Origin of the sequence: Streptomyces amakusaensis (assembly GCF_039532665.1) — a bacterium.
Classification (GTDB): domain Bacteria; phylum Actinomycetota; class Actinomycetes; order Streptomycetales; family Streptomycetaceae; genus Streptomyces; species Streptomyces amakusaensis.
Map to the genome: position 1 here is coordinate 1 of NZ_BAAASB010000015.1, position 22,745 is coordinate 22,745.

Sequence of the window (22,745 nt, forward strand, 5' to 3'; positions counted from 1 at the left end):
GTTAGGGAAACGCCCGGTTACATTTCGAACCCGGAAGCTAAGCCTTTCAGCGCCGATGGTACTGCAGGGGGGACCCTGTGGGAGAGTAGGACGCCGCCGAACAATTTTTAGCCTCAGTCCCCGGACACATTGTGTCCGGGGACTGAGGCATTTTTGCGTTCAAGACCCTTACGGTAAGGTCTGAGACAGTCATTGGCATATTGCACACAGGAGGCCCCCGGGTGGAGGTCCAGGAGACCCGCGTTCAGACGGACCGGGTACTCACCATCCCCAACATCCTCAGCATGGCGCGTCTCGTCGGCGTACCGCTCTTCCTGTGGTTGATCCTCTGGCCCGTTTTCGGCGGGCCCAACTGTGACGGCTGGGCACTCCTCGTGCTCATGCTCAGTGGCATCAGCGACTATCTCGACGGGAAACTCGCGCGCCGGTGGAACCAGGTCAGCAGCCTTGGCCGGCTCTTGGACCCCGCCGCTGACCGGCTGTACATCCTGTCCACCCTCGTCGGCCTGACCTGGCGGGAAATCCTTCCGCTCTGGCTCACCGCGGCCCTGGTGGCACGGGAGCTGATGCTCCTGGTCATGGTGGGGATCCTCCGCCGGCACGGCTATCCGCCGCCCCAGGTGAACTTCCTCGGCAAGGCCGCCACCTTCAACCTGATGTACGCCTTCCCGCTGCTACTGCTCAGTGACGGATCCGGATGGCTTGCGTCACTCGGAGCCATTTTGGGATGGGCCTTCGCCGGATGGGGTACAACTCTCTATTGGTGGGCAGGGATCCTCTATGTGGTCCAGGTCCGCCGAATCGTCAAGGCGGATGCCGTGGCCGATTGACCTCGTCGATGCCGAGCCGTGCAGTGTCGCACGCCGAGCATGACGCCAGAGGGCCTCTTTGGGCGAGCGCAGTCGGCTAGACCGTCTCTCTCAAGGAGGACGCTTCCGACATGAAAGCCGTCGTGATGGCCGGTGGCGAAGGCACCCGGCTGCGCCCCATGACTTCAAGCATGCCCAAGCCACTGCTCCCGGTTGCCAACAGGCCGATCATGGAGCATGTGCTTCGCCTGCTGAAGCGCCATGGGCTCAATGAGACCGTCGTAACCGTTCAGTTTCTCGCCTCGCTCGTCAAGAACTACTTCGGCGACGGCGAAGAACTCGGGATGGAGCTCACCTATGCCAACGAGGAGAAACCCCTCGGCACCGCCGGCAGCGTGAAGAACGCCGAGGAAGCGCTCAAGGACGATGCCTTCCTCGTGATCTCCGGCGACGCGCTCACCGATTTCGACCTCACCGATCTGATCTCCTTCCACAAGGAGAAGGGCGCCCTCGTCACCGTCTGTCTCACGCGGGTGCCGAACCCCCTGGAATTCGGCATCACCATCGTCGACGAAGAGGGCAAGGTCGAGCGCTTCCTGGAGAAGCCGACCTGGGGCCAGGTGTTCTCGGACACGGTCAATACCGGTATCTACGTCATGGAGCCCGAGGTCTTCGACTATGTCGAGGCCGATGTCCCCGTCGACTGGTCGGGTGATGTCTTCCCGCAGCTGATGAAGGAGGGCAAGCCGATCTTCGGCTATGTCGCCGAGGGCTACTGGGAGGACGTGGGCACCCACGAAAGCTATGTGAAGGCCCAGGCCGATGTCCTGGAAGGCAAAGTCGACGTCGACATCGACGGCTTTGAGATCTCCCCCGGAGTATGGGTCGCCGAAGGGGCAGAGGTACACCCCGACGCGGTGCTCCGAGGTCCGCTGTACATCGGCGACTACGCGAAGATCGAAGCCGATGCGGAGATCCGGGAGCACACGGTCGTCGGCTCCAATGTCGTCGTCAAGACCGGGGCCTTTCTCCACAAGGCCGTGATCCACGACAACGTGTACATCGGGGAGCAGTGCAATCTCCGCGGCTGTGTGATCGGCAAGAACACCGACATCATGCGGGCCGCCCGCATCGAGGACGGCGCGGTCATCGGTGACGAGTGCCTGGTCGGCGAGGAGTCGATCGTCCAGGGAAACGTCCGGGTCTATCCGTTCAAGACGATCGAGGCCGGTGCGTTCGTCAACACCTCGGTCATCTGGGAGGCGCGTGGACAGGCGCATCTCTTCGGCGCCCGGGGAGTCTCCGGGATCCTCAATGTGGAGATCACTCCCGAGCTGGCCGTACGGCTGGCAGGGGCGTACGCCACCACCCTGAAGAAGGGCGCGACGGTCACCACGGCGCGTGACCACTCCCGTGGCGCGAGAGCGCTCAAGCGGGCGGTGATCTCCGCTCTCCAGACCAGCGCCATCGATGTGCGGGACCTGGAGAATGTGCCGTTGCCCGTGGCGCGGCAGCAGACCGCGCGGGGCAGCGCCGGCGGCATCATGATCCGTACCTCGCCGGGGGTTCCCGACTCCGTCGACATCATGTTCTTCGACGAACGGGGGGCCGACCTCTCCCAGGCCGGGCAGCGGAAGCTGGACCGGGTGTACGCGCGGCAGGAGTACCGGCGCGCCTTCCCGGGGGAGATCGGTGATCTGCACTTCCCGGCCAGCGTCTTCGACTCGTACACCGGCTCACTGCTCCGCAATGTCGACACCACCGGAGTCGCCGAGTCGGGTCTGAAGGTCGTCGTGGACGCCTCGAACGGCAGCGCGGGGCTGGTGCTGCCCAGTCTGCTGGGACGGCTCGGGGTGGATGCCCTGACCATCAATCCGGGTCTGGACGAGGCGAGGCCGACCGAGACGGCCGACGCCCGCCGGGCCGGTCTGGTGCGGCTCGGCGAGATGGTGGCGTCCGCGCGGGCGGCCTTCGGGGTGCGCTTCGACCCGGTCGGCGAGCGGCTTTCCCTCGTGGACGAGCGAGGCAGGATCATCGAGGACGACCGGGCGCTTCTGGTCCTCCTCGACCTGGTCGCGGCGGAGCGCCGCAGTGGGCGGGTAGCCCTGCCGGTGACCACCACCCGTATCGCCGAGCAGGTGGCGGCGTACCACGGCACACAGGTCGAGTGGACGACGACATCGCCGGACGATCTGACCCGGGTGGGCCGTGAGGAGACCACCATCTTCGGTGGTGACGGGCGCGGCGGGTTCATCGTGCCCGAGTTCAGCAGCGTCTTCGACGGTACGGCGGCCCTGGTGCGGCTGGTGGGGCTGGTGGCCCGTACCCAGCTCACCCTGAGCCAGATCGACGCCCGTATTCCGCGCGCGCATGTGCTCAAGCGGGATCTCGCGACCCCGTGGGCGGTCAAGGGCCTGGTCATGCGGCGGGTGGTCGAGGAGGCCGATCAGCGGGAGGTCGACACCACCGATGGCGTGCGGGTGGTCGAGACCGATGGACGGTGGGTGATGGTGCTGCCGGATCCCTCCGAGGCCGTCACCCATTTGTGGGCCGAGGGGCCGGACGAGGCATCGGCTCAGGAGCTGCTCGACGGCTGGTCCGCGGTTGTGGACAGCGCAGGTCACTGACGTGTGACCGGTGTGCCGGGAGCTGTTGGAACCATGGCTTCCGGCACACCGGTGGGGCCATTCGGCGGTAGTGGCCACGGCGTGCGACGATGTGCGGCATGTCCCAGCAGCACCCCGTTCGGAGCACTGGCTCTCCGCCCCCGCGTCCCGACGCGTCCATGTCGCTGCTGACGAATGTGATGGAGCACAGCCTCGACGAGGGCTATGCGGAGGCCACCGCGCGCCGGCGGGCCGAGGGCGGTGGGCTGCCCCGTCCGCTGAGGGCCAAACTGGGCCTGGCCGCCGGGCTGGTGCTCGCGGCGCTGGTCGTGACCGTGGGCGCGGCCGAGGCGCGGATATCCGCACCGGTCCTGGCCAAGGAGCGCGAGGAGCTGATCGACCGCGTCGACGCGGAGACCGCGGACGCGGACGCCCTGGAGCGCGATGTCGAAAAGCTCCGTGACGAAGTGGGGGAGCGGCAGCGCAGAGCTCTCAACGCGCCGGGCGGTGACCAGGAGCAGCTGGTGTCGCTGCTGGCCGGGGCGACCGAGGTGACGGGCCCGGGGCTCAGGCTCGTGGTCGACGACGGCAAGGGCACCGAGCAGGCAGGTGGCGGCGGACCGCGCGAGAGCAGCGGCTTCAGCGACACCGGCCGGGTGCGGGACCGCGATATGCAACGGGTCGTCAACGGCCTGTGGGAGTCCGGCGCGGAGGCCGTCGCCATCAACGGGCAGCGGCTGACGGCCCTCTCGGCGATCCGGGCCGCCGGAGACGCCATACTGGTTGACAACAGGCCGCTGGTGCCGCCGTATACGGTGCTGGCGGTGGGGGACGGGAAGAAGCTGGACGCGGCGTTCCGGGACAGTGCCGACGGACGGTATCTCCAGGTGCTGAAGGAGAACTTCGGCATCCGTTTCAGCGTCTCGGTCAAGGAATCGGTGCGTCTGCCGGCTGCCCCCAGCCTGATCGTACGTACAGCAGAGCCGAGGACCGCCTCCGCCGGGAAGGGCGCCGGGCAGGGCACGGCAGATACAGGGAAGGGCACATCGTGATCGCGGTACTGGGCCTCGTCGTGGGAGTCGTGGCCGGGCTTCTGGTCCGGCCCGAAGTTCCGGCGGTGGTGGAGCCCTATCTGCCGATCGCTGTCGTCGCGGCGCTGGACGCCGTCTTCGGCGGGCTGCGCGCCATGCTGGACGGGATCTTCGTCGACAAGGTCTTCGTGGTCTCCTTCCTCTCCAATGTGGTGGTGGCGGCGCTGATCGTCTTCCTGGGTGACAAGCTCGGCGTCGGGGCCCAGCTCTCCACGGGTGTGGTCGTCGTCCTCGGTATCCGGATCTTCTCCAACGCCGCCGCGATCCGCCGGCACGTCTTCCGGGCGTGAGGCCGATGAGCACCGATCCTCAGAACACCGATCCTCAGAACACCGGGCCCCGGAGCGGCGACGCGCGGGACGAAGGACCGGAGCGCGATGCCCCGGCCGCCGGCGGCGAGAGCCGGCCGGAGCCGGAGCGGGAGGCTGAGCGGGAGCCGGAAACGGAGACGCGGCCGGTGCCGGGCGGTCCCAGGGCGCAGATGACGGGGCGGCAGCGGCTGATCGCGGGTCTGTGGCCGCCCCGGGTGACCCGTGCTCAACTGACTGTCGCGGCGCTGCTGTTCGTCCTCGGTCTCGGGCTCGCCATCCAGGTCCGTTCGACCAGCGACAACAGCGCCTTCCGGGGGGCCCGGCAGGAGGACCTCGTCCGGATCCTGGGCGAGCTGGACAGCCGTACCGAGCGCCTGGAGCACGAGAAGCAGCGGCTGGAGGAGCAGCGCACCGAGCTGGAGAACAGCTCGGACCAGGCGGAGGAGGCGCGGCGGCAGACGGAGCAGAAGGAGCAGCAACTGGGTGTTCTCGCCGGTTCTGTCGCGGCTCAGGGGCCCGGGATCACCCTCACCATCACCGACGGTTCGGGTGCGGTGGAGGCGGACATGCTGCTCGACGCGATCCAGGAGCTGCGCGCGGCGGGCGCGGAGGCGATCCAGGTCAATGATGTGCGGGTCGTCGCGGATACGTATTTCACCGGGACGGGTGGCGACATCGAGGTGGACGGGAACCGGATCGGCGCACCGTACATCTTCAAGGTCATCGGTAAGCCGCAGGATCTGGAGCCGGCGCTGAACATCCCGGGCGGAGTCGTGCAGACACTGGAGAAGGAGCAGGCCACCGCCACGGTGGTTCGCTCGGAGAAGATCATTGTGGATGCCTTGCGGCCGGTGAAGCGGCCTGGCTACGCTCGGTCGTCGGCTTCGTGAGGCGGCGGTGCGGGAGGTCCCGCGGGCCGGAGCGAGACGTTGCGGGGGGTCGGCACATCGAAGCTGTGCCGCGTGGTGGAAACTGTTTGACGGGTACGGACGTTGTGAGAATGTCCGGGTCGGCAGGTGTGATCATTGAGGGTTCGTCCTGCCCCACGGGCGGGTCTATTTCGGTCAAGGGGAATCGCCCGTGAAGTTGTTTGCGAAGTTGTTCGGCAAGAGCGCACGCGAGGACGGCGGAAACGCCAGGCATCGCGCGCGGCGTCAGGGCCAGGAGGAGGAGCAGGGCGGCGAGCGTCCGCTCTTCCGGGACGAGGTCGCCGGTCCGGGCGCGTCGTCTGTTGACCCTGCGGGTCCCGGCCGCATAGGTTTCGGGGAACCAGCAGCCTCAAGTACGGGTGGAGGGTTTGCCTCCGATCCGTATGCGACCAATCCCCATGGGGGACAGCCGCGGCAGGAGGATCCGTCGATGGCGGCCGTGACGGTGTGTACGAGGTGCGGCAACCGCAATCCGCAGTCCAGCAAGTTCTGCTCCAACTGTGGAGCGCCGCTGCGGGGCGGGGTGCCCGCCGAGCGGGCGTCCGAGACGACCTCCACCATCTCCATCTCGGGTCTGGAGGCGTACGACTCCGAGGTGACGGGGCAGACGCAGCTTCCGTCGCTCTCTCCCGAGGCGCAGGCCGCGGTGGAGGCCCTGCCGCTGGGCTCCGCCCTTCTGGTGGTCCGCCGGGGTCCCAACTCCGGGAGCCGCTTCCTGCTCGACGGAGAGCTGACCACGGCCGGCCGTCATCCGCAGAGCGACATCTTCCTGGACGACGTGACGGTGTCGCGCCGGCACGTGGAGTTCCGCCGGGGTCCCGACGGCAGCTTCAGCGTCGCCGACGTCGGCAGCCTGAACGGCACCTATGTCAATCGTGAGCGGATCGACTCGGTCTATCTGAACAACGGTGACGAGGTTCAGATCGGCAAGTACCGGCTGGTCTTCTACGCGAGCCAGCAGCGGGGCCTGTAACCCCGCGAGGGAAGGCACCATGCGAACACCGACGGGCGGTGCCGGTCACGGCACCGCCACCGCGGCGGAGAGGCTTTCCGCGGCCGAGAGGCTGATGAGCATCGGGACGGTGCTCGGTCAGCTGCGTGACGAGTTTCCCGAAGTCACGATTTCCAAGATTCGTTTCCTGGAGGCCGAGGGGCTGGTGGAGCCGCGGCGCACGCCGTCGGGGTACCGCAAGTTCACTCCCGCCGATGTCGAGCGGCTGGCCCAGGTGCTGCGGATGCAGCGGGACCACTATCTTCCGCTGAAAGTGATCCGTGAGCATCTGGACGCCCTCGCCCGGGGCGAGCAGATCCAGCTGCCCGCGCAGAGCGCCCCGAGGGAGCCCGCGGCCGACGCGTGGGGCCCTGGGGCCTGGGAGACGCCCGGTGAGCGCCGTACGGCCGCCAGGATGGGCCGGGCGGAGCTGCTGGCCGCCGCCGGGGCGGGCGAGGAGCAGCTGGTCGAGTGGGAGTCGTACGGGCTGATCGGCCAGCATGTCGACGGCGGCTACGACGCCGAGTCCGTGACGGTGGCCAGGCTTGTTCTGGACTTGGGAAGATTTGGTCTTGAACCACGCCATCTGCGTCCGATGAAGGCCGCGGCCGAGCGGGACGCCGGGCTGGTCGAACAGGTGGTCGCACCCTTGCGCCGGCACCGTAATCCGCAGACCAGAGCACATGCGGAGGCCACGGCGAAGGAGCTGGCGAGCCTGTCCGTGCGGCTTCACGCGGCCCTGGTGCAGACGGCCCTCGGGGTCCGAATCAGTTGATCATCAGTTGATCGACCACGTGCCCGACTACCCAAACGGGCCGGGCACGTCCTAGGGTTGCTGTGTGAACGAGCTCGACGTTGTGGGTGTCCGGGTGGAAATGCCCTCCAACCAACCGATCGTGCTCCTGCGTGAAGTGGGAGGCGATCGGTACCTCCCCATTTGGATCGGTCCCGGGGAGGCCACCGCCATTGCCTTCGCCCAGCAGGGCATGGCACCGGCCAGACCGCTGACCCATGATCTCTTCAAGGATGTCCTGGAGGCGGTGGGGCAGGAACTCACCGAGGTCCGCATCACCGACCTGCGTGAAGGGGTCTTCTACGCGGAGCTGGTCTTCGCCAGCGGAGTCGAGGTGAGCGCGCGTCCGTCCGACGCCATAGCGCTCGCCCTGCGCACCGGCACGCCGATCTACGGCAGTGATGGGGTGCTCGACGACGCGGGAATCGCGATTCCGGACGAGCAGGAGGACGAGGTGGAGAAGTTCCGCGAGTTCCTCGACCAGATCTCACCGGAGGACTTCGGAACCAACAGTCAGTGACCGCCGCCGCTGTGCAGGTGGCCGCCGGTGGACCGGCGGTCACCGGAGAGGTTTCGGCGGGCCGTTTCGGCACATTCGAGCACCCTTTCCCCGTTATGGGGCACGGGAAACCACTCTCAGGGTGATTATCACTCGGCGTGCCGAGTGTGGCGATCGTTGACGCGCCCCTGGTGACTGCCTACCGTCGAGTCGGCAGGTCAAGGACGGAGGTCGGCGTGAGAAACAGCGGCGACGGTGCGGTGGGGGGTGCCCTCGGACGAGGTCTGGGGGAGAGCGGGCCGTATCCGCTCCCCGAGAGCGGGGTCGATCAGCCGGCGGACACCGTCGGCTATCGAGGGCCGACCGCGTGCGCGGCGGCGGGGATCACCTACCGGCAGCTCGACTACTGGGCCCGTACCGGCCTGGTCGAGCCCAGTGTCCGGCCGCCTCACGGCGCGGGTGCGCAGCGGCTCTACAGCATGCGCGATGTGGTCGTACTCAAGATCGTCAAGCGTTTCCTGGACACCGGGGTGGCGCTCCAGAACATCCGTGCCGCCGTCCGGCACCTGCGGACCCGCGGTTACGCCGATCTGGAGCGGATGACGCTGATGAGCGACGGGGCCACGGTCTACGAGTGCTCCTCGCCCGACGAGGTGGTGCAGCTGCTCCAGGGCGGCCAGGGTGTCTTCGGGATCGCCGTCGGGGTCGTCTGGCGCGATGTGGAGGCGGCGCTGTCGCTGCTGCACGGCGAACGGGTCGACACCGGGGAGACGCTCGTCGCCCACAATCCCGCCGATGAGCTGGCCAGACGCCGGCAGAACCGGGCCGTCTGACACGGGGAAGCCGATGGGCGGTCCGGGAGCCGTCCCGGCACCGGCCCGGCCGACGGTGACGGGACGGCTCCCGCGATGTCGATGTCGGTGGCGATGTCAGTGGCATGGGGCACCATCGGGAACGTGAGATCCGCGCCGACGATTCTGCATCTGGACATGGACGCGTTCTACGCCGCCGCGGAGCAGGCGGCGAAGCCCAGCCTGCGCGGAAAACCCGTGATCGTCGGCGGGCTCGGCCCGCGCGGTGTCGTCGCCACCGCCTCGTACGAGGCGAGACGCTTCGGGGTGCACTCGGCGATGCCCATGGCGCAGGCCAGGAGGCTCGCGCCGAACGCGGCGGCCCTGGTGCCCCGCTTCTCCTTCTACCGCGCGATCAGCGATCAGGTGATGAGCCTGCTGCGCTCGCTCTCACCGCTGGTGGAGCCGCTGAGCCTGGACGAGGCCTTCGTGGATCTGGAGGCCGGGGGAGTGGCCGACGATCTGCCGTCGGCGCTGGCCGCCGGTGTGCGGCTGAGGGCCGACATACGCGCGGTGACCGGTCTGACCGGCTCGGTGGGGCTCGCCGGGTCCAAGATGCTGGCGAAGATCGCCTCCGAGCAGGCCAAGCCCGACGGGCTGGTGGTGATCGAGCCGGGCACGGAGCGCGAGCTGCTGGGGCCGCTGTCGGTGCGGACACTGCCCGGTGTCGGCCCGGCCACCGGGGAGCATCTGCGGCGGGCGGGCATGACCACCTGCGCCGAAGTCGCCGAGGCGGGCGAGGACGAGCTGGTGCGGCTGCTGGGCCGGGCGCACGGCACCGCGCTCCACCGGATGGCGCTGGGGTACGACGACCGGCCCGTGGTGGCCGAGCGGGACACCAAGTCGGTCTCGGTGGAGGACACCTTCGATGTGGATCTGCACGACCGGGTGCGGATCCGCGGCGAGGTGGAGCGGCTCGCCGGGCGGTGCGTCCGGCGGCTGCGGGAGTCCGGGCACTCGGGCCGGACGATCGTGCTGAAGGTGCGGCGGTACGACTTCTCGACGCTGACCCGCTCCGAGACGCTCCGGGGCCCCACCGACGACCCGGCGGTGGTCCGCGAGGCGGCGGCCAGACTGCTGGAGTCCGTGGACACCACGGGCGGGATCCGGCTGCTGGGCGTCGGGGTGTCCGGCCTCGCCGACTACACCCAGGAGGATCTCTTCGCCCAGGCCGCCGTCGGCGTCCCGGCGGTCGCCCCGCCGCCGGACGGATCCGTTCCGGTGGAGGTGGACGCGGAGACGGCGGATACGGCGGATACGGATACGGCGGCGGGGCCGGAGGCGGCGGAGGCTCCCCCGGCCCCGGCCCCGGCCGAGGGCGGGCCGGAGGAGCCCCCCGTACCCGCCGGGCGGCGCTGGTCCCCCGGGGACGATGTGCGCCACGCCCTGTACGGGCCCGGGTGGGTGCAGGGCAGCGGCGTCGGCCGGGTCACCGTGCGCTTCGAGCGCCCGGACTCGCCCCCCGGCCGGGTGCGCACCTTCCGGATCGACGATCCGGAGCTGACGCCCTCCGAGCCGCTTCCCCTGGTCGAGCCGGCCGGTCCCGCGCCGGAGCCGGCCGCCGGGGAGCAGTCCGCCGGGGGTCAGTCCTCCTCGCCCGCCACCCGGCCGAAGGAACGGTCCTCCGGGGGCGGTGCGGGGGACTCCGGGGACGCCGAGAGTTCGAGGCCGTAGTGCTGGTAGAGCTGGATCTCCTGCTCGGGGGAGAGATGACGGCCGACGCCGAAGTCCGGCGCGTCCTTGATCAGGGAGCGCTCGTAGGGGACACGCAGGATGTCATCGGCGAAGGTGCTCGGCTCCAGCGGGACGAAAGCGTCCCGGCTGAAGAGCCCGGTGCGCACCGCCGCCCATTCGGGTGTACCGGTCGCGTCGTCCAGGTACACCTCGTCGATGGTGCCGATCTTGGCCCCGTCGCGGTCGAACGCCTTGCGGCCGATCAGGCTGCGCGGATCGATATCGGTCTGCACGGTCCCTCCATATGGTCGCAACTGGTCTTCAACCCATACGAAAGGGCACATCGAAGCTGTCGGCCACTTGAGCGATTGTTGAAAGGTCACGCTGGTAGGCTGGCAAGCGGCTGCTGACCCCGCGCGGGAGAGTCCACCGGCAGGACGACGGTGGCGCCGAAGGAGCAAATCCTCCCCGGAATCTCTCAGGCACCTGTACCGCGTGGACGAGGTCACTCTGGAAAGCAGGGCGGGCGTCGGACGGCATCCGCTCTCACCGACGGTGAAAGTCGGGGCGTCGCTGTCGGGCGCTCCGGTGAAGCTCTCAGGTTGAGATGACAGAGGGGGAGGCCCGTCCAGGGCACCCCGCGTGCGGTGGTGCCTCTCGCAGGTCGCGTCAGACCAGGAGGCCTCCTACATGACCGCCAACCGCATTCCGCTCGCCAGCCTCGAACAGGGCATCCCGTTCGAACAGCGCCACATCGGGCCCGACGCCGGAGCCCAGGCCAAGATGCTGGCTCAGGTGGGATACGGCTCGCTGGACGAGCTGACCGCCGCCGCGGTCCCCGACGTCATCAAGACCGCCGGCGTGCTGGGGCTCCCGGAGGCGCGCACCGAGGCCGAGGTACTGGCCGAGCTGCGCACCCTCGCCGACCGCAACACGGTGCTCGCCCCGATGATCGGCCTCGGCTACCACGGCACCTTCACACCCCCGGTCATCCTGCGCAACGTCATGGAGAACCCCGCCTGGTACACGGCGTACACGCCCTACCAGCCGGAGATCTCCCAGGGCCGTCTGGAGGCCCTGCTGAACTTCCAGACCATGGTCGCCGAGCTGACCGGACTGCCCACCTCCGGAGCCTCCCTGCTCGACGAGGGCACCGCCGCCGCCGAGGCCATGTCGCTCGCCCGCCGTGTCGGCAAGGTCAAGAACGGCGTCTTCCTCGTCGACTCCGACGTACTGCCGCAGACCCTCGCGGTGATCGAGACCCGCGCCGAGCCGACCGGCGTCGAGGTCGTCACCGCCGACCTCTCCCAGGGTGTGCCCGCCGACATCGCCGAGCGCGGCGTCTTCGGCGTGCTGCTCCAGTACCCGGGCGCGTCCGGTGCCGTGCGCGACCTCAAGCCGGTCATCGAGCAGGCCCAGGGCCTCGGCGCGATCGTCACCGTCGCCGCCGACCTGCTGGCGCTGACCCTGCTCACCTCGCCCGGCGAGCTGGGCGCGGACATCGCCGTGGGCACCACCCAGCGCTTCGGCGTGCCGATGGGCTTCGGCGGCCCGCACGCCGGCTTCATGGCCGTACGCGAGAAGTTCGCCCGCAGCCTGCCCGGCCGCCTTGTCGGAGTCTCCGTCGACGCCGACGGGAACAAGGCGTACCGGCTCGCGCTCCAGACCCGTGAGCAGCACATCCGCCGGGAGAAGGCGACCAGCAACATCTGCACCGCGCAGGTGCTGCTCGCCGTGATGGCGGGGATGTACGCGGTCTACCACGGCCCCGACGGGCTGCGCACCATCGCCCGGCGCACCCACCGCTACGCCACCCTGCTCGCCGCCGGTCTGGAGGCGGGCGGTGTGGAGGTCGTGCACGGCTCGTACTTCGACACCCTGACCGTGCGGGTGCCGGGCCGGGCGGCCGAGGTGGTCGCTGCCGCCCGTGAGGGCGGGGTCAATCTGCGCCTGGTCGACGACTCCCATGTCTCCGTCGCCTGTGACGAGACCACCCTGCGCACGCATCTCGCCGCGGTGTGGGCCGCCTTCGGCGTGAGCGGGGACGTCGAGGCGCTGGACGGGACCACCGAGGACACCCTGCCGGCCGCTCTGCTGCGGACCGACGACTACCTCACCCACCCGGTCTTCCACCAGCACCGTTCCGAGACGGCGATGCTGCGCTATCTGCGCCGGCTCTCCGACCGCGACTACGCGCTGGACCGCGGCATGATCCCGCTCGGCTCCTGCACCATGAAGCTGAACGCGACCACCGAGATGGAGCCGGTCACCTGGCCCGAGTTCGGCCAGATCCACCCCTTCGCGCCGGTCGACCAGGCCGCCGGATACCTCACCCTCATCCATGAGCTGGAGGAGCGCCTCGCCGAGGTCACCGGCTACGACAAGGTTTCCATCCAGCCCAACGCCGGCTCGCAGGGCGAACTCGCCGGACTGCTTGCCGTCCGCGCGTACCACCGCGCCAACGGCGACGAGCAGCGCACGGTCTGCCTGATCCCGTCCTCCGCGCACGGCACCAACGCCGCCAGCGCCGTGATGGCCGGGATGAAGGTGGTGGTGGTCAAGACCGCCGACGACGGCGAGGTGGACATCGCCGATCTGCGCGCCAAGATCGAGCAGTACCGCGCCGAGCTCTCGGTGCTGATGATCACCTACCCGTCGACGCACGGCGTCTTCGAGGAGCACGTCGCCGACATCTGCGCCCAGGTCCACGAGGCCGGCGGTCAGGTGTACGTCGACGGGGCCAACCTCAACGCGCTGGTGGGTCTCGCCAAGCCGGGCGAGTTCGGCGGCGATGTCTCGCACCTGAATCTGCACAAGACCTTCTGCATCCCGCACGGCGGCGGCGGCCCCGGCGTCGGGCCGGTGGGCGTGCGCGCGCATCTCGCGCCGTATCTGCCGAACCACCCGCTCCAGCCGACCGCCGGCCCGGAGACGGGCGTGGGGCCGATCTCCGCCGCGCCGTGGGGCTCGGCGGGCATTCTGCCGATCTCCTGGGCGTATGTGCGGCTCATGGGCGGCGAGGGGCTCAAGCGGGCGACGCAGGTCGCCGTGCTGGCCGCCAACTACATCGCCAAGCGGCTGGAGCCGCACTATCCGGTGCTCTACACCGGACCGGCCGGGCTGGTCGCCCACGAGTGCATCGTGGATCTGCGTCCGCTGTCGAAGGCGACCGGGGTCAGCGTGGACGACATCGCCAAGCGGCTCATCGACTACGGCTTCCACGCGCCGACGATGTCCTTCCCGGTGGCGGGCACGCTGATGATCGAGCCCACCGAGAGTGAGAATCTGAGCGAGATCGACCGTTTCTGCGAGGCGATGATCGCGATTCGTCAGGAGATCGAGAAGGTCGCGTCGGGCGAGTGGCCCATCGAGGACAACCCGCTGGCCAACGCGCCGCACACGGCGGCGGCCCTGGGTGGCGAGTGGGAGCACTCCTACACCCGTGAGGAAGCGGTCTTCCCGGCCGGAGTGAGCCCCGCCGACAAGTACTGGCCGCCGGTCCGCCGCATCGACGGCGCGTTCGGCGACCGGAACCTGGTCTGCTCCTGCCCGCCGCTGGACGAGTACGACGCCTGACGCGCGAGGCGCTGAGGCGTACGGGGCCGGTGCGGAGAGCGTTCTCCGTGCCGGCCCCCGGCCGTACGGCGGGACTTGGAGGAGACGGTCTAGGCGACCGTCATCGTGAGGCCGACCCGGTGCGGTGCGATGATCTGACCGTCCGGCAGCAGCTCGCCCGTATCCTCGAAGAGCAGCACCCCGTTGCACAGCAGGCTCCAGCCCTGCTCGGGGTGGTGCGCCACCAGGCGCGCCGCGTCCCGGTCGGCGGAGTCGGAGGTCGGGCAGGCTGGCTGGTGCTGGCACATGGGCGGGATCTTTCGCTGTGTCGTGGTGACTGTTCCGCGGCTCGATGAGGTGTTCATGGCCGCCCCCCGTATCTGTAGGTCCGGTCCCCAGTGTTGCCCCACGGGCGTCATCCCGCAGGGATTTCGCGACAGCTCGTCTTACTGATGAATGACGTCTCATCCGCGTGGTCGGTTCACTGCGATCCCCCTGTCCTTTCGGGGGGTTGGAGGGGGCCGGAACGGACTAGTCCAATGGCAGGGAAATGCGCCCCGCGACCGATGGGTCGCGGGGCGTGAACGGTGGTTCTTCCGGGATCCGCCGGGTGCCGGGTCGGTCCGGCACCGGGTCAGGCGGGGGAGCCGAGAAGCGGCGCCGGGGTGAGCCGTAGGGTCATCACCGGCAGCAGGTCGGCCACCCGGTGGGGCCGGTCGGCCGCGATGCCGGGCGGTGCGGGGGCGAGCGGGATCAGTACGTCGGTGGGGAGCGGCACTCCTGACGCGGCGTCCGCCGCCGTGTCCCCGTGCAGCCACAGGGTCAGCATGTACAGCTCGGGGATGGAGAGCAGCCGCGGCTGGAACGGGGCCGTGAGCGACTCCGCGTGCCGCAGGGCCCGTTCGGTGGAGGCCAGGTAGGGGCCTTCGAGGAAATGCGAGAAGGCCCAGCCGTCGGAGGTGAGCACGGTCTCCGCCGCGGCGACATGACGGTCGCCGTCGCGGAGGAGGAAGCGCCAGCCGGCCAGCCGGGTGCAGGGGCGGGCCGAACTCGGGGCGATCTGGTCGAGGACATGGACGGGAAGCGGTGCTTCGGGGCTCACGGGTCCCTGGACGGACCTGAGGGCCGGGGTGCGTTCCTCGCTCACGACGCCGGGGGAACCGAGCGCGGTGAGCACGCTGCGCAGTGCGGGCACGGGGGCCGGAAGAGCGTGCAGCGGCATGGTGGGTCGCCTCTCACTTGGGAGACACGGTGAGGCAGAGGCAGATGCGGACGGCGCTGTCAGCGTGCCGGGCGAGAAGGGCCGGGAAGGCGACTGGGCGCCAACTCTCTGCCTGCTGGGGAAAGTTTATACGACACGTTTTCTCATGGTGTTTCCGCTAGCGATCGCCAGCATTAACCACAAGGTCGGTTCAGGTCTTTGAAAGAGGTGGGATCTGTCGCATTTCCCGGGGAAATTTCCATCTCGTCCAGGGGATTACCCCCGGAGGTGGTAGGCCGAAACCGGTCGGTGTTTTTCACCATACGACAGGCGATGGTATCTGCGTACTGCACTCTGCTGAGGTCCGATGCCGCGTCGCACCGGCCGAGGCGTCGTGCGCCACTGTTGACACCCTATCGGTCTCCGGCTGTCCCCGCTGCGTTATGGATCAGTCAGGCTGGGCATTATCGTCCGTACGTGAGTGACCGATGTCGCGCGATGCCCAGTCGAGGAGGACGCTTCGATGGGGGAAAAGGTCGTGGCGGGAGGGTTCGCACTCTCCGATCGCCAGCGGTACCGGAGAAAGCTCCAGCAGTGTCTGGCGGGGCTGGCGCGGTTGCTGGCCGAGAGAAGGTTCGACCGGCCCAGGAATCTGATGGGCCTCGAAATCGAACTTAATCTCACAGGTTCGGACGGACTTCCACGCATGATGAATGCTCAAGTTCTGGAGAGAATCGCCAGTCACGATTTCCAGACCGAGCTGGGAATGTTCAACCTGGAAGTGAACATTGTCCCCCACCGGCTCGGCGGACGCGTTCTCGACCAGCTGGCGGAGGAGTTGCGGGCCGGCCTCGGATACGCCGACCGGAAGGCGCGGGAGGTGGGCGCCGGGATCGTGATGATCGGTATTCTTCCGACGCTCGCACAGGAGGATCTGGTCTCCGCGAACCTCTCCGACGTCGACCGCTACACGATGCTCAATGAACAGATCCTGGCCGCCCGCGGCGAGGAGTTCACCCTGGACATCGACGGCGCGGAGCGGCTGACCTGCACTTCCGCCTCGATCGCGCCCGAAGCGGCCTGTACGTCGGTGCAGCTGCATCTCCAGGTGACGCCCGCGCGGTTCGCCGATGTGTGGAACGCCTCGCAGGCCGTCGCCGCGGTGCAGGTGGCCGTCGGGGCCAACTCCCCCTTCCTGTTCGGCAAGGAGCTGTGGCCCGAGTCCCGCCCGCCGCTCTTCCAGCAGGCCACCGACACCCGGCCGCCCGAACTCCAGGCCCAGGGGGTCCGGCCGCGCACCTGGTTCGGCGAGCGCTGGGTGGACTCCGCGTACGACCTCTTCGAGGAGAATCTGCGCTACTTCCCGGCCCTGCTGCCGATCTGCGACGACGCGGAGGATCCCCTCCAGGTCCTCGACGACGGAGGCGTCCCGGCCCTGCGCGAGCTGATCCTGCACAACGGGACGGTCTACCGCTGGAACCGTCCGGTCTACTCGGTCGTGGACGGCGTGCCGCACCTGCGGGTGGAGAACCGGGTGCTGCCGGCCGGTCCCACGGTCACCGATGTGATCGCCAACGCGGCCTTCTTCTACGGGCTGGTGCGCGCGCTCGCCGAGGAGTCCCGGCCGGTCTGGACCCGGCTGCCGTTCTCCGCCGCGGCCGAGAACTTCGACACCGCGTGCCGCCACGGCATCGAGGCCCGGCTGCTCTGGCCGCGCCCCGGCCGGGCGGGCGGGGTCGCCCGGGTGCCGGTGGTCGATCTCGTACGCGACGAGCTGCTGCCGCTGGCCGCCGCCGGGCTCGACGCGTGGAACGTGGAACCCGCCGACCGCGACCGGTACCTCGAAGTGATCGAGGAGCGGTGCGTGCGCCGGGCCAACGGGGCCACCTGGCAGTCCGCGACGTACCACCGCGCCCTCGCCGCCGGCCTGGAGCGGGACGCGGCGCTCGCGGCGATGACCAGGCGCTACCGCGAGCTGATGCACCTGGGCGAGCCGGTGCACACCTGGCCGGTGGGCTTCCCGGGGTCGCGGGAGTGAGGCTCGCCGGCGGGCCGCGCCCGCCGCTCCGGTCCCCGCCCCGGCCGCACGGCCCCTGACGCGCCGTCGGACCTGCCTCCGCCCGGCCGCCCGGCGTCGGGCAAGCTGTCACCACGCCGTCGTCGTCCCCCTCCTGATCCGGAGGGCCGGGCGAGGACGGCGTCCGGCGGGACCGATCGACTGGAGGCATGTGTGCAGACGGCAGCGGGACGAGTGACGGACTCCTTCTCCCCCGAGGAGCTGTCGCCGAAGACTCTGCGGTCCGAGACGCTTCTGGTGCTCGCCCTCTCGCTGGGCGCGAGCGGGGTCTCCGCCCTGATCAGTTTTGTTGGATCGCTGACCAAACCGGGCGGGCTGAAGGAGCAGGCGGCGACGCTCAACGGCTCGTACGCGCCCGGCCGTCCCTGGCTCGATCTCTCCTGGCAGCTCTTCGGCATCGCGTCGGCGCTGGTGCCGGTCCTGCTGGTCGCGCATCTGCTGACGCGTGAGGGCGCGGGCGGGCTGCGGGCGATGGGCTTCGACCTCCGTCGGCCGTGGTCCGACCTGGGCCGGGGCACCCTGCTCGCGGCGGGCATCGGCAGCGCCGGGCTCGCGTTCTATCTGGCGGCCCGGGCCTCCGGCTTCAATCTCACGGTGGTGCCCGAGTCGCTGCCCGACGTGTGGTGGAAGTTCCCCGTACTGATCCTGTCGGCGATCCAGAACTCCGTGGTGGAGGAAGTGATCGTCGTCGGGTATCTGCTGCGCCGGCTGGACCGGCTCGGCTGGACCCCGGTGGCGGCGCTGGCCGCGAGTTCGCTGCTGCGCGGCTCGTACCACCTGTACCAGGGCATCGGCGGATTCATCGGCAACATGGTCATGGGCGTGGTCTTCGTGCTGCTCTACCGCCGGTGGGGGCGGATCGGGCCGCTGGTGGTGGCGCACGCGCTGCTCGACATCGTGGCCTTCGTCGGATACGCGCTGCTGGCGGGCAAGGTGGGATGGCTGCCCACACCGTGACCCGCGCCCGGCGCTCCCCTCAGCTCCGCGAAGGGGGGTTCGGCCGGGTCACGGCGCGCGCCGTGACCCGCCTCGACCGGGCCCGGTCGAACGACCACGCGCCCAGGCCCACCAGCAGGGCCGCCCCGGCCCCGTACACCGGCAGCCACCGGGTCGTGGTGGCCGACAGACAGTCGGCGGCGGCCTCCCGGCCGTTGGTCTCCCGCGCCCGGGCCAGTGCCGCGCTGTCGCGGCCGGCCAGGTCCGCCAGCGCGGCCTCCGTCCGGATCGCCTCGTACGCGCCCAGCTCAGGACACTCCTGACGGGTGCCCGGCATCGGGAACAGCCACGCCCAGCGCTGTATCGCGGGGGCCAGCGCGATCGCCGCGCACAGGCCGACGACCATCGAGTACGCGACGAGGTTCCGCGCATACACGGAACCGGAACCGGAACCGGTGCCGGGCGTCCGGGTCGGCAGCCGGTAGAAGCAGAGGACCAGGACGATGAGCGTCCCCCCGATGTAGGTCGAGAACCACTGCCAGGAGCCCTGCGCGAACGCGGCGGCCAGCACGGCGGCGAGCGCGATGCCGATGACCCCCGGCTGGCCGGGCGTGTCACTCCGCGCGCTCCGGGACGCCGGTCGTCCGGCTTCCCGCGCGCCGGTGTCGTCCATGGCCGCTCCTGCGTGGTCGGGGACCCCAGCATCCGAGCCCGTCACGTCCCGGTGCGGTGCCATGCCGGGCCGGGGCGAAAACTCCGCCGGTTGGCGGGGGCTTCCCGCCCGGGGACGCCTCCGGGGCGCGGGGGCATCGCGCTGAATCGCACGGGCATTGTTCTGCGAGCTATTCCGATATATCGTTGAGGTATCGCGACTGATCAACGATGGAAGGAGCGTAACCATGCGTCCTCATGTTTTCGGGCAGGAGCCCGACGGTGGACACTGCGGTCCCGGTCATCCCGGTCGGGGTGGGTTCGACGGGCGGCGGGGGGCCTTCGGGCCGTTCGGTCCGCCCGGGCCTCCGTTCGGACCGCCGTTCGGGGGCGGGCCCTTCGGCGGGCCTCCGTTCGGCGGTGGGGGCCGCGGGCGGCACGGGGGGCGGGGGAGGGCGCGGCGCGGGGATGTGCGTGCCTCGATCCTGGCGCTGCTCAAGGACCGTCCGATGCACGGGTACGAGATGATCCAGGAGATCGCCGAGCGCAGCGGCGGGGCCTGGAGGCCCAGCCCCGGTTCGGTCTACCCGACCCTTCAGCTGCTGGAGGACGAGGGGCTGATCACCAGTGCGAGCGAGGGCGGCAAGAAGCTGTTCACGCTCACCGAGCAGGGCACGGCCGAGGCGGAGGCCGGGCCGGACGCTCCCTGGGAGGAGGCCGGCCGAGGTGTCGACTGGGAGGCCGTCAATGAGACCCGGCAGGCGGTCTGGGGGCTGATGGAGGCCTTCGGCCAGGTCTCGAAGACCGGCACGCCCGAGCAGCGGACCCGGGCCGTGGAGGTCGTCGACGAGGCCCGTAAGAAGCTCTATCTGATTCTCGCCGGCGAGCACTGACCGGCGAGCTGTGACCGGTGACCGACGACCCGCCGGAGGCTCAGCACTGGCGGGTCGTCAGATCGGTGCGCCCGATGGGCGGCCACCAGATCTCGGCCGAGTCGAAGGAGTCGGAGGCCCGGGGGTGCGGCCCCTCGTCGTGGCAGTGGAAGGCCGCCCAGAACACGTCCGCGGGCAGCGCGGAGAGCGGTGCGTACACCCGGTAGACGTACTGCCGCCCGTCGGCTGCGAGCAGAGCGACCATCCAGAACATGACGGAAGGGACGCACCGGGGGAAGCCCCGGTTGCCGTCGGCACTCCTGTACGGGAGTGAAGGGCAAGGCGGCGCGCGCCCCTGAGGCCGAAGTGCCCCGATCTCATCCGCAAGGAGGAGGAACCGGTCGGCCGTGCCCACCTTCCGCGGGATGGGCAAATAGCACTCTACGGGGACGTACGGAGCGGCTTTCCCTGATGGAGTGGGAGATGTGCAGATCCATACCCGGCGACTGCCCGAGCGGCCCGCCGTCCCCCGGGCCGCAGACGACGCCGGACCCTGGGCCGAGCTGGCCCAGGTGATCGACGGAGCCCGCCGGCGGGCGGCGCGGGACGGCGACCGGCAGCCGGACACCGCCCATCTGCTGCATTCGCTGGTCGAGGCCGACCCCGGGGTCCGCGCCGCGCTCGGCCCCCGGGTCGCGCGGGTGCTCGGCTATCTCGTACAGCGCAGCATCGGCTACGGGCTGCGCTGGCGGGGTTCCGTGGAGGAGTCCGGCGCGCCGTCCGGCGTACGGGAGCGGGGGAGGGACGCCGGGGCGTCCCGGTGGTCGCCCTCGGCGCTCGCCGCCCTCGACGCGGCGGTGGGGCGGGCCCGCTCGCGCGGGGACGCGCGGGTCGCGGGGGCCGATCTGCTCGCCGCCCTCGCCGCGGACTCCGGCTGCCGGGCGGTGGAGGTGCTGCGCCGGGCCGGGGTGGACACGGAGCAGCTCGGCGGGCGGATCGGGACCGTCTGACCGGCGCACGCCCCCGAGTGCGCCCCTGACCGGTCTCGACACTGTCTCGACATGTGCAACAGCCTCGACGGTACTGACCGGCCCCTGCCATCATGTGCCGATGCACGCGTCTGGAAGCAGGAGTACGAGCCTGGGCATCGCCCTGGTCTCGGCGTTGGCGTTCGGTGGATCCGGGGTCGCGGCCAAGCCGCTGATCGAGGCGGGGCTCGACCCGCTGCACGTGGTGTGGCTGAGGGGGGCGGGCGCCGCGCTGGTGCTGCTTCCGCTGGCCTGGTTCCACCGCGATCTGCCCCGGCGCAAACCCATGCTGCTGCTCGGCTTCGGGCTGTTCGCGGTCGCGGGCGTCCAGGCCTTCTACTTCGCCTCCATCTCCCGGATACCCGTCGGGGTCGCCCTGCTGGTGGAGTACCTCGGCCCGGCCCTGGTGCTCGGCTGGATACGGTTCGTCCAGCGCCGGCCCGTCACCCCGGCGGCGGCGGTGGGCGTGGTCCTCGCGGTCACCGGACTCGCGTGCGTGGTCGAGGTGTGGGCGGGGCTGAGCTTCGACGCCCTGGGGCTGCTGCTCGCGCTGGGCGCGGCCTGCTGCCAGGCCTGCTACTTCGTCCTCTCCGACCACGGCAGCGACGGCGCGGAACCGGCGAACCCGCTGGGAGTCATCGCGTACGGACTGATCGTCGGAGCCCTGGTGCTGACGGTGATCGCCCGGCCGTGGGGGATGGACTTCTCGCTGCTCGCCGGGAACGCCGATCTCGGCGGCACCGAGGTGGCGGCCTGGCTGCTGCTCTGCTGGGTGGTGCTGATCTCCACCGTGTTCGCCTATGTCACCGGGGTTCTCGCGGTGCGGCTGCTGTCCCCGCAGGTGGCCGGGGTGGTGGCCTGCCTCGAGGCGGTCGTCGCGACCGTGCTGGCGTGGGTGCTGCTCCGGGAGCATCTGTCGCTGCCGCAGATCCTGGGCGGCTCGCTGGTGCTGGTGGGCGCGTTCATCGCCCAGTCGCGCGCGCCGAAGAACCCGTCACCGGTGCCGGTGGCCTCGGGAACGCCGCAGCCTGAAGCGCCGGCCGCCGGGAGCGCTCCCGGCGGGGATCTTCCCGTGGCGGGAAACCGCGGCTGAGGGCTCGGAGCCCGAGGGTCCGGAGCCCGAGGGTCCCGAGGTGCGCGCCGGCCGCCGTCGGCGCGCACTCCCGCTCACAGCGCGGCGAGGTACTCCGGCAGCGCCACCGAGGGCGAGAGGCCGGGGGCCGGTATCGGCCTTCCGTACCCGCTCACCAGCGGTACGACCCCGGCCCAGTGCGGCAGCTCCGCGTCCTGCGGATCGTCGTTCGGCGGACCGGTCCGGACCTTCGCCGAGACCTCGGCCAGATCCAGCCGCAGCACCCCCGTCGCCGCCAGCTCACGGGCGTCGGCCGGGCGGGAGTCCCGGGCGCGGCCCGGGACCACGGCGTCGACCAGGGCGTCGAAGGACAGCCGCTTCTCCGCCGGGTCCGTCACCCGGCGGGCCGTGCCGTGGATCATCACCGAGCGGTAGTTGAGCGAGTGGTGGAACGCCGAGCGGGCCAGCACCAGCCCGTCGACATGGGTCACCGTCAGACAGACCTTCAGGCCCGGGTCGCCCTCGCCCTCGCCCTCGCCCGCCGTCCGCAGTGGGCGCGAGCCCGTCGAGCCGTGGACGTAGACGCGGCCGCCCACCCGGGCGTAGAGCGTCGGCAGCACCACCGGCGCGCCGTCCCGGAGGAAACCGAGATGGCAGACGTACGCCTCGTCCAGAATGGCGTGGACCTGCGCGCGGTCGTACACGGCGCGCTCGCGGGAGCGGGTGGGGACGGTGCGTTCGGTCGGCTCGTAGGCATCCGGCTCCGACATTGCGCCCTCCATTGCACTAGTGCATAATA

The 22,745-nt window shown here is 70.2% G+C and carries 22 protein-coding genes, 1 rRNA gene and 1 riboswitch; of the genes, 17 read left to right on the forward strand and 6 right to left on the reverse strand.

Annotated features, from left to right (window positions below):
- The 11 genes from rrf to ABD371_RS25055 all read left to right on the forward strand — a co-directional run.
- Window positions 1-102: ribosomal RNA gene (rrf, locus tag ABD371_RS25005) — 5S ribosomal RNA — on the forward strand; the annotation flags it as partial.
- Window positions 103-221: 119 nt separating this feature from the next.
- Window positions 222-830 carry a cardiolipin synthase ClsA gene (gene clsA / locus ABD371_RS25010; protein ID WP_190126069.1) on the forward strand — a complete coding sequence of 203 codons (609 nt, stop codon included), beginning with the start codon at window positions 222-224 and terminating at the stop codon, window positions 828-830.
- 110 nt (window positions 831-940) lie between these two features.
- Entirely contained in the window at window positions 941-3,436 is a 2,496-nt protein-coding gene (locus ABD371_RS25015) for a sugar phosphate nucleotidyltransferase (RefSeq protein WP_344480550.1), read from the forward strand.
- Between the two features lie 98 nt (window positions 3,437-3,534).
- On the forward strand, window positions 3,535-4,467 hold the full coding sequence (locus ABD371_RS25020) for a DUF881 domain-containing protein (protein ID WP_344480553.1): 933 nt from the start codon (window positions 3,535-3,537) through the stop codon (window positions 4,465-4,467).
- Window positions 4,464-4,796 (forward strand): small basic family protein, encoded by a 333-nt coding sequence (locus ABD371_RS25025; RefSeq protein WP_006376801.1) that lies wholly within the window; start codon window positions 4,464-4,466, stop codon window positions 4,794-4,796. Before ABD371_RS25020 ends, ABD371_RS25025 begins: the two co-directional genes overlap by 4 nt.
- Window positions 4,797-4,801: 5 nt before the next feature.
- Window positions 4,802-5,707 (forward strand): DUF881 domain-containing protein, encoded by a 906-nt coding sequence (locus ABD371_RS25030; protein WP_344480555.1) that lies wholly within the window; start codon window positions 4,802-4,804, stop codon window positions 5,705-5,707.
- Window positions 5,708-5,855: 148 nt separating this feature from the next.
- A complete protein-coding gene (locus ABD371_RS25035; RefSeq protein WP_229869404.1) occupies window positions 5,856-6,719 on the forward strand; it encodes a double zinc ribbon and FHA domain-containing protein in 864 nt (287 codons plus the stop codon).
- A 19-nt stretch (window positions 6,720-6,738) separates the two neighbouring features.
- On the forward strand, window positions 6,739-7,512 hold the full coding sequence (gene ftsR / locus ABD371_RS25040; RefSeq protein ID WP_344480557.1) for a transcriptional regulator FtsR: 774 nt from the start codon (window positions 6,739-6,741) through the stop codon (window positions 7,510-7,512).
- Window positions 7,513-7,576: 64 nt separating this feature from the next.
- Complete coding sequence (locus ABD371_RS25045; RefSeq protein WP_006123076.1) at window positions 7,577-8,050, forward strand: bifunctional nuclease family protein; 474 nt, start codon at window positions 7,577-7,579, stop codon at window positions 8,048-8,050.
- Window positions 8,051-8,265: 215 nt separating this feature from the next.
- Complete coding sequence (locus ABD371_RS25050; protein WP_344480560.1) at window positions 8,266-8,862, forward strand: MerR family transcriptional regulator; 597 nt, start codon at window positions 8,266-8,268, stop codon at window positions 8,860-8,862.
- A 123-nt stretch (window positions 8,863-8,985) separates the two neighbouring features.
- Window positions 8,986-10,554: a DNA polymerase IV gene (locus ABD371_RS25055; RefSeq protein WP_344480563.1), complete on the forward strand. Its 1,569-nt coding sequence runs from the start codon at window positions 8,986-8,988 to the stop codon at window positions 10,552-10,554.
- Here ABD371_RS25055 and ABD371_RS25060 read toward each other — a convergent pair.
- Window positions 10,464-10,847, reverse strand: coding sequence for a PRC-barrel domain-containing protein (locus tag ABD371_RS25060; protein ID WP_190126077.1), 384 nt, complete (start codon window positions 10,845-10,847; stop codon window positions 10,464-10,466). The genes ABD371_RS25055 and ABD371_RS25060 overlap by 91 nt on opposite strands.
- Before the next feature lie 114 nt (window positions 10,848-10,961).
- A riboswitch (glycine riboswitch) is annotated at window positions 10,962-11,058 on the forward strand.
- A 186-nt stretch (window positions 11,059-11,244) separates the two neighbouring features.
- Here ABD371_RS25060 and gcvP point away from each other — a divergent pair.
- Window positions 11,245-14,130 (forward strand): aminomethyl-transferring glycine dehydrogenase, encoded by a 2,886-nt coding sequence (gene gcvP, locus ABD371_RS25065; RefSeq protein WP_344480568.1) that lies wholly within the window; start codon window positions 11,245-11,247, stop codon window positions 14,128-14,130.
- Between the two features lie 89 nt (window positions 14,131-14,219).
- Here gcvP and ABD371_RS25070 read toward each other — a convergent pair whose 3' ends face one another.
- Together ABD371_RS25070 and ABD371_RS25075 are read right to left on the reverse strand one after the other, a co-directional pair.
- Window positions 14,220-14,417 (reverse strand): DUF5999 family protein, encoded by a 198-nt coding sequence (locus ABD371_RS25070; protein WP_308433265.1) that lies wholly within the window; start codon window positions 14,415-14,417, stop codon window positions 14,220-14,222.
- Between the two features lie 326 nt (window positions 14,418-14,743).
- The gene (locus ABD371_RS25075) at window positions 14,744-15,331 is read right to left on the reverse strand and encodes a hypothetical protein (protein WP_344480573.1); all 588 of its coding nucleotides are present in this window, start codon (window positions 15,329-15,331) and stop codon (window positions 14,744-14,746) included.
- Between the two features lie 502 nt (window positions 15,332-15,833).
- Between ABD371_RS25075 and ABD371_RS25080 the strand changes: the two genes are divergently transcribed.
- Together ABD371_RS25080 and ABD371_RS25085 are read left to right on the forward strand one after the other, a co-directional pair.
- Window positions 15,834-17,348, forward strand: coding sequence for a glutamate-cysteine ligase family protein (locus ABD371_RS25080; RefSeq protein ID WP_344480576.1), 1,515 nt, complete (start codon window positions 15,834-15,836; stop codon window positions 17,346-17,348).
- A 192-nt stretch (window positions 17,349-17,540) separates the two neighbouring features.
- Window positions 17,541-18,344: a CPBP family intramembrane glutamic endopeptidase gene (locus ABD371_RS25085; RefSeq protein WP_381734487.1), complete on the forward strand. Its 804-nt coding sequence runs from the start codon at window positions 17,541-17,543 to the stop codon at window positions 18,342-18,344.
- A gap of 19 nt (window positions 18,345-18,363) precedes the next feature.
- Here ABD371_RS25085 and ABD371_RS25090 read toward each other — a convergent pair whose 3' ends face one another.
- The gene (locus tag ABD371_RS25090; RefSeq protein ID WP_344480579.1) at window positions 18,364-18,996 is read right to left on the reverse strand and encodes a hypothetical protein; all 633 of its coding nucleotides are present in this window, start codon (window positions 18,994-18,996) and stop codon (window positions 18,364-18,366) included.
- 226 nt (window positions 18,997-19,222) lie between these two features.
- Between ABD371_RS25090 and ABD371_RS25095 the strand changes: the two genes are divergently transcribed.
- Window positions 19,223-19,867, forward strand: coding sequence for a PadR family transcriptional regulator (locus tag ABD371_RS25095; RefSeq protein ID WP_344480582.1), 645 nt, complete (start codon window positions 19,223-19,225; stop codon window positions 19,865-19,867).
- Window positions 19,868-19,907: 40 nt separating this feature from the next.
- Here ABD371_RS25095 and ABD371_RS25100 read toward each other — a convergent pair whose 3' ends face one another.
- Entirely contained in the window at window positions 19,908-20,120 is a 213-nt protein-coding gene (locus ABD371_RS25100) for a hypothetical protein (protein ID WP_190126180.1), read from the reverse strand.
- A gap of 211 nt (window positions 20,121-20,331) precedes the next feature.
- On the opposite strand from ABD371_RS25100, the gene ABD371_RS25105 reads away from it, so the two are divergent.
- On the forward strand, window positions 20,332-20,856 hold the full coding sequence (locus ABD371_RS25105) for a Clp protease N-terminal domain-containing protein (protein ID WP_381734490.1): 525 nt from the start codon (window positions 20,332-20,334) through the stop codon (window positions 20,854-20,856).
- A gap of 100 nt (window positions 20,857-20,956) precedes the next feature.
- Entirely contained in the window at window positions 20,957-21,967 is a 1,011-nt protein-coding gene (locus tag ABD371_RS25110) for an EamA family transporter (protein WP_344480588.1), read from the forward strand.
- 74 nt (window positions 21,968-22,041) lie between these two features.
- Here the strand turns inward: ABD371_RS25110 and ABD371_RS25115 are convergent, their stop codons facing one another.
- Window positions 22,042-22,716 (reverse strand): pyridoxamine 5'-phosphate oxidase family protein, encoded by a 675-nt coding sequence (locus tag ABD371_RS25115; RefSeq protein WP_344480591.1) that lies wholly within the window; start codon window positions 22,714-22,716, stop codon window positions 22,042-22,044.
- Window positions 22,717-22,745 lie beyond the last annotated feature (29 nt).

Bases quoted from the DNA above. Each gene is read 5' to 3' on its own strand.
- ABD371_RS25015 (WP_344480550.1), top strand. From the start codon at position 941: ATGAAAGCCGTCGTGATGGCCGGTGGCGAAGGCACCCGGCTGCGCCCC.
- ABD371_RS25020 (WP_344480553.1), top strand. From the start codon at position 3,535: ATGTCCCAGCAGCACCCCGTTCGGAGCACTGGCTCTCCGCCCCCGCGT.
- ABD371_RS25030 (WP_344480555.1), top strand. From the start codon at position 4,802: ATGAGCACCGATCCTCAGAACACCGATCCTCAGAACACCGGGCCCCGG.
- ftsR (WP_344480557.1), top strand. From the start codon at position 6,739: ATGCGAACACCGACGGGCGGTGCCGGTCACGGCACCGCCACCGCGGCG.
- gcvP (WP_344480568.1), top strand. From the start codon at position 11,245: ATGACCGCCAACCGCATTCCGCTCGCCAGCCTCGAACAGGGCATCCCG.
- ABD371_RS25070 (WP_308433265.1), bottom strand. From the start codon at position 14,417: ATGTGCCAGCACCAGCCAGCCTGCCCGACCTCCGACTCCGCCGACCGG.
- ABD371_RS25075 (WP_344480573.1), bottom strand. From the start codon at position 15,331: ATGCCGCTGCACGCTCTTCCGGCCCCCGTGCCCGCACTGCGCAGCGTG.
- ABD371_RS25080 (WP_344480576.1), top strand. From the start codon at position 15,834: ATGGGGGAAAAGGTCGTGGCGGGAGGGTTCGCACTCTCCGATCGCCAG.
- ABD371_RS25090 (WP_344480579.1), bottom strand. From the start codon at position 18,996: ATGGACGACACCGGCGCGCGGGAAGCCGGACGACCGGCGTCCCGGAGC.
- ABD371_RS25095 (WP_344480582.1), top strand. From the start codon at position 19,223: ATGCGTCCTCATGTTTTCGGGCAGGAGCCCGACGGTGGACACTGCGGT.
- ABD371_RS25100 (WP_190126180.1), bottom strand. From the start codon at position 20,120: ATGTTCTGGATGGTCGCTCTGCTCGCAGCCGACGGGCGGCAGTACGTC.
- ABD371_RS25110 (WP_344480588.1), top strand. From the start codon at position 20,957: ATGCACGCGTCTGGAAGCAGGAGTACGAGCCTGGGCATCGCCCTGGTC.
- ABD371_RS25115 (WP_344480591.1), bottom strand. From the start codon at position 22,716: ATGTCGGAGCCGGATGCCTACGAGCCGACCGAACGCACCGTCCCCACC.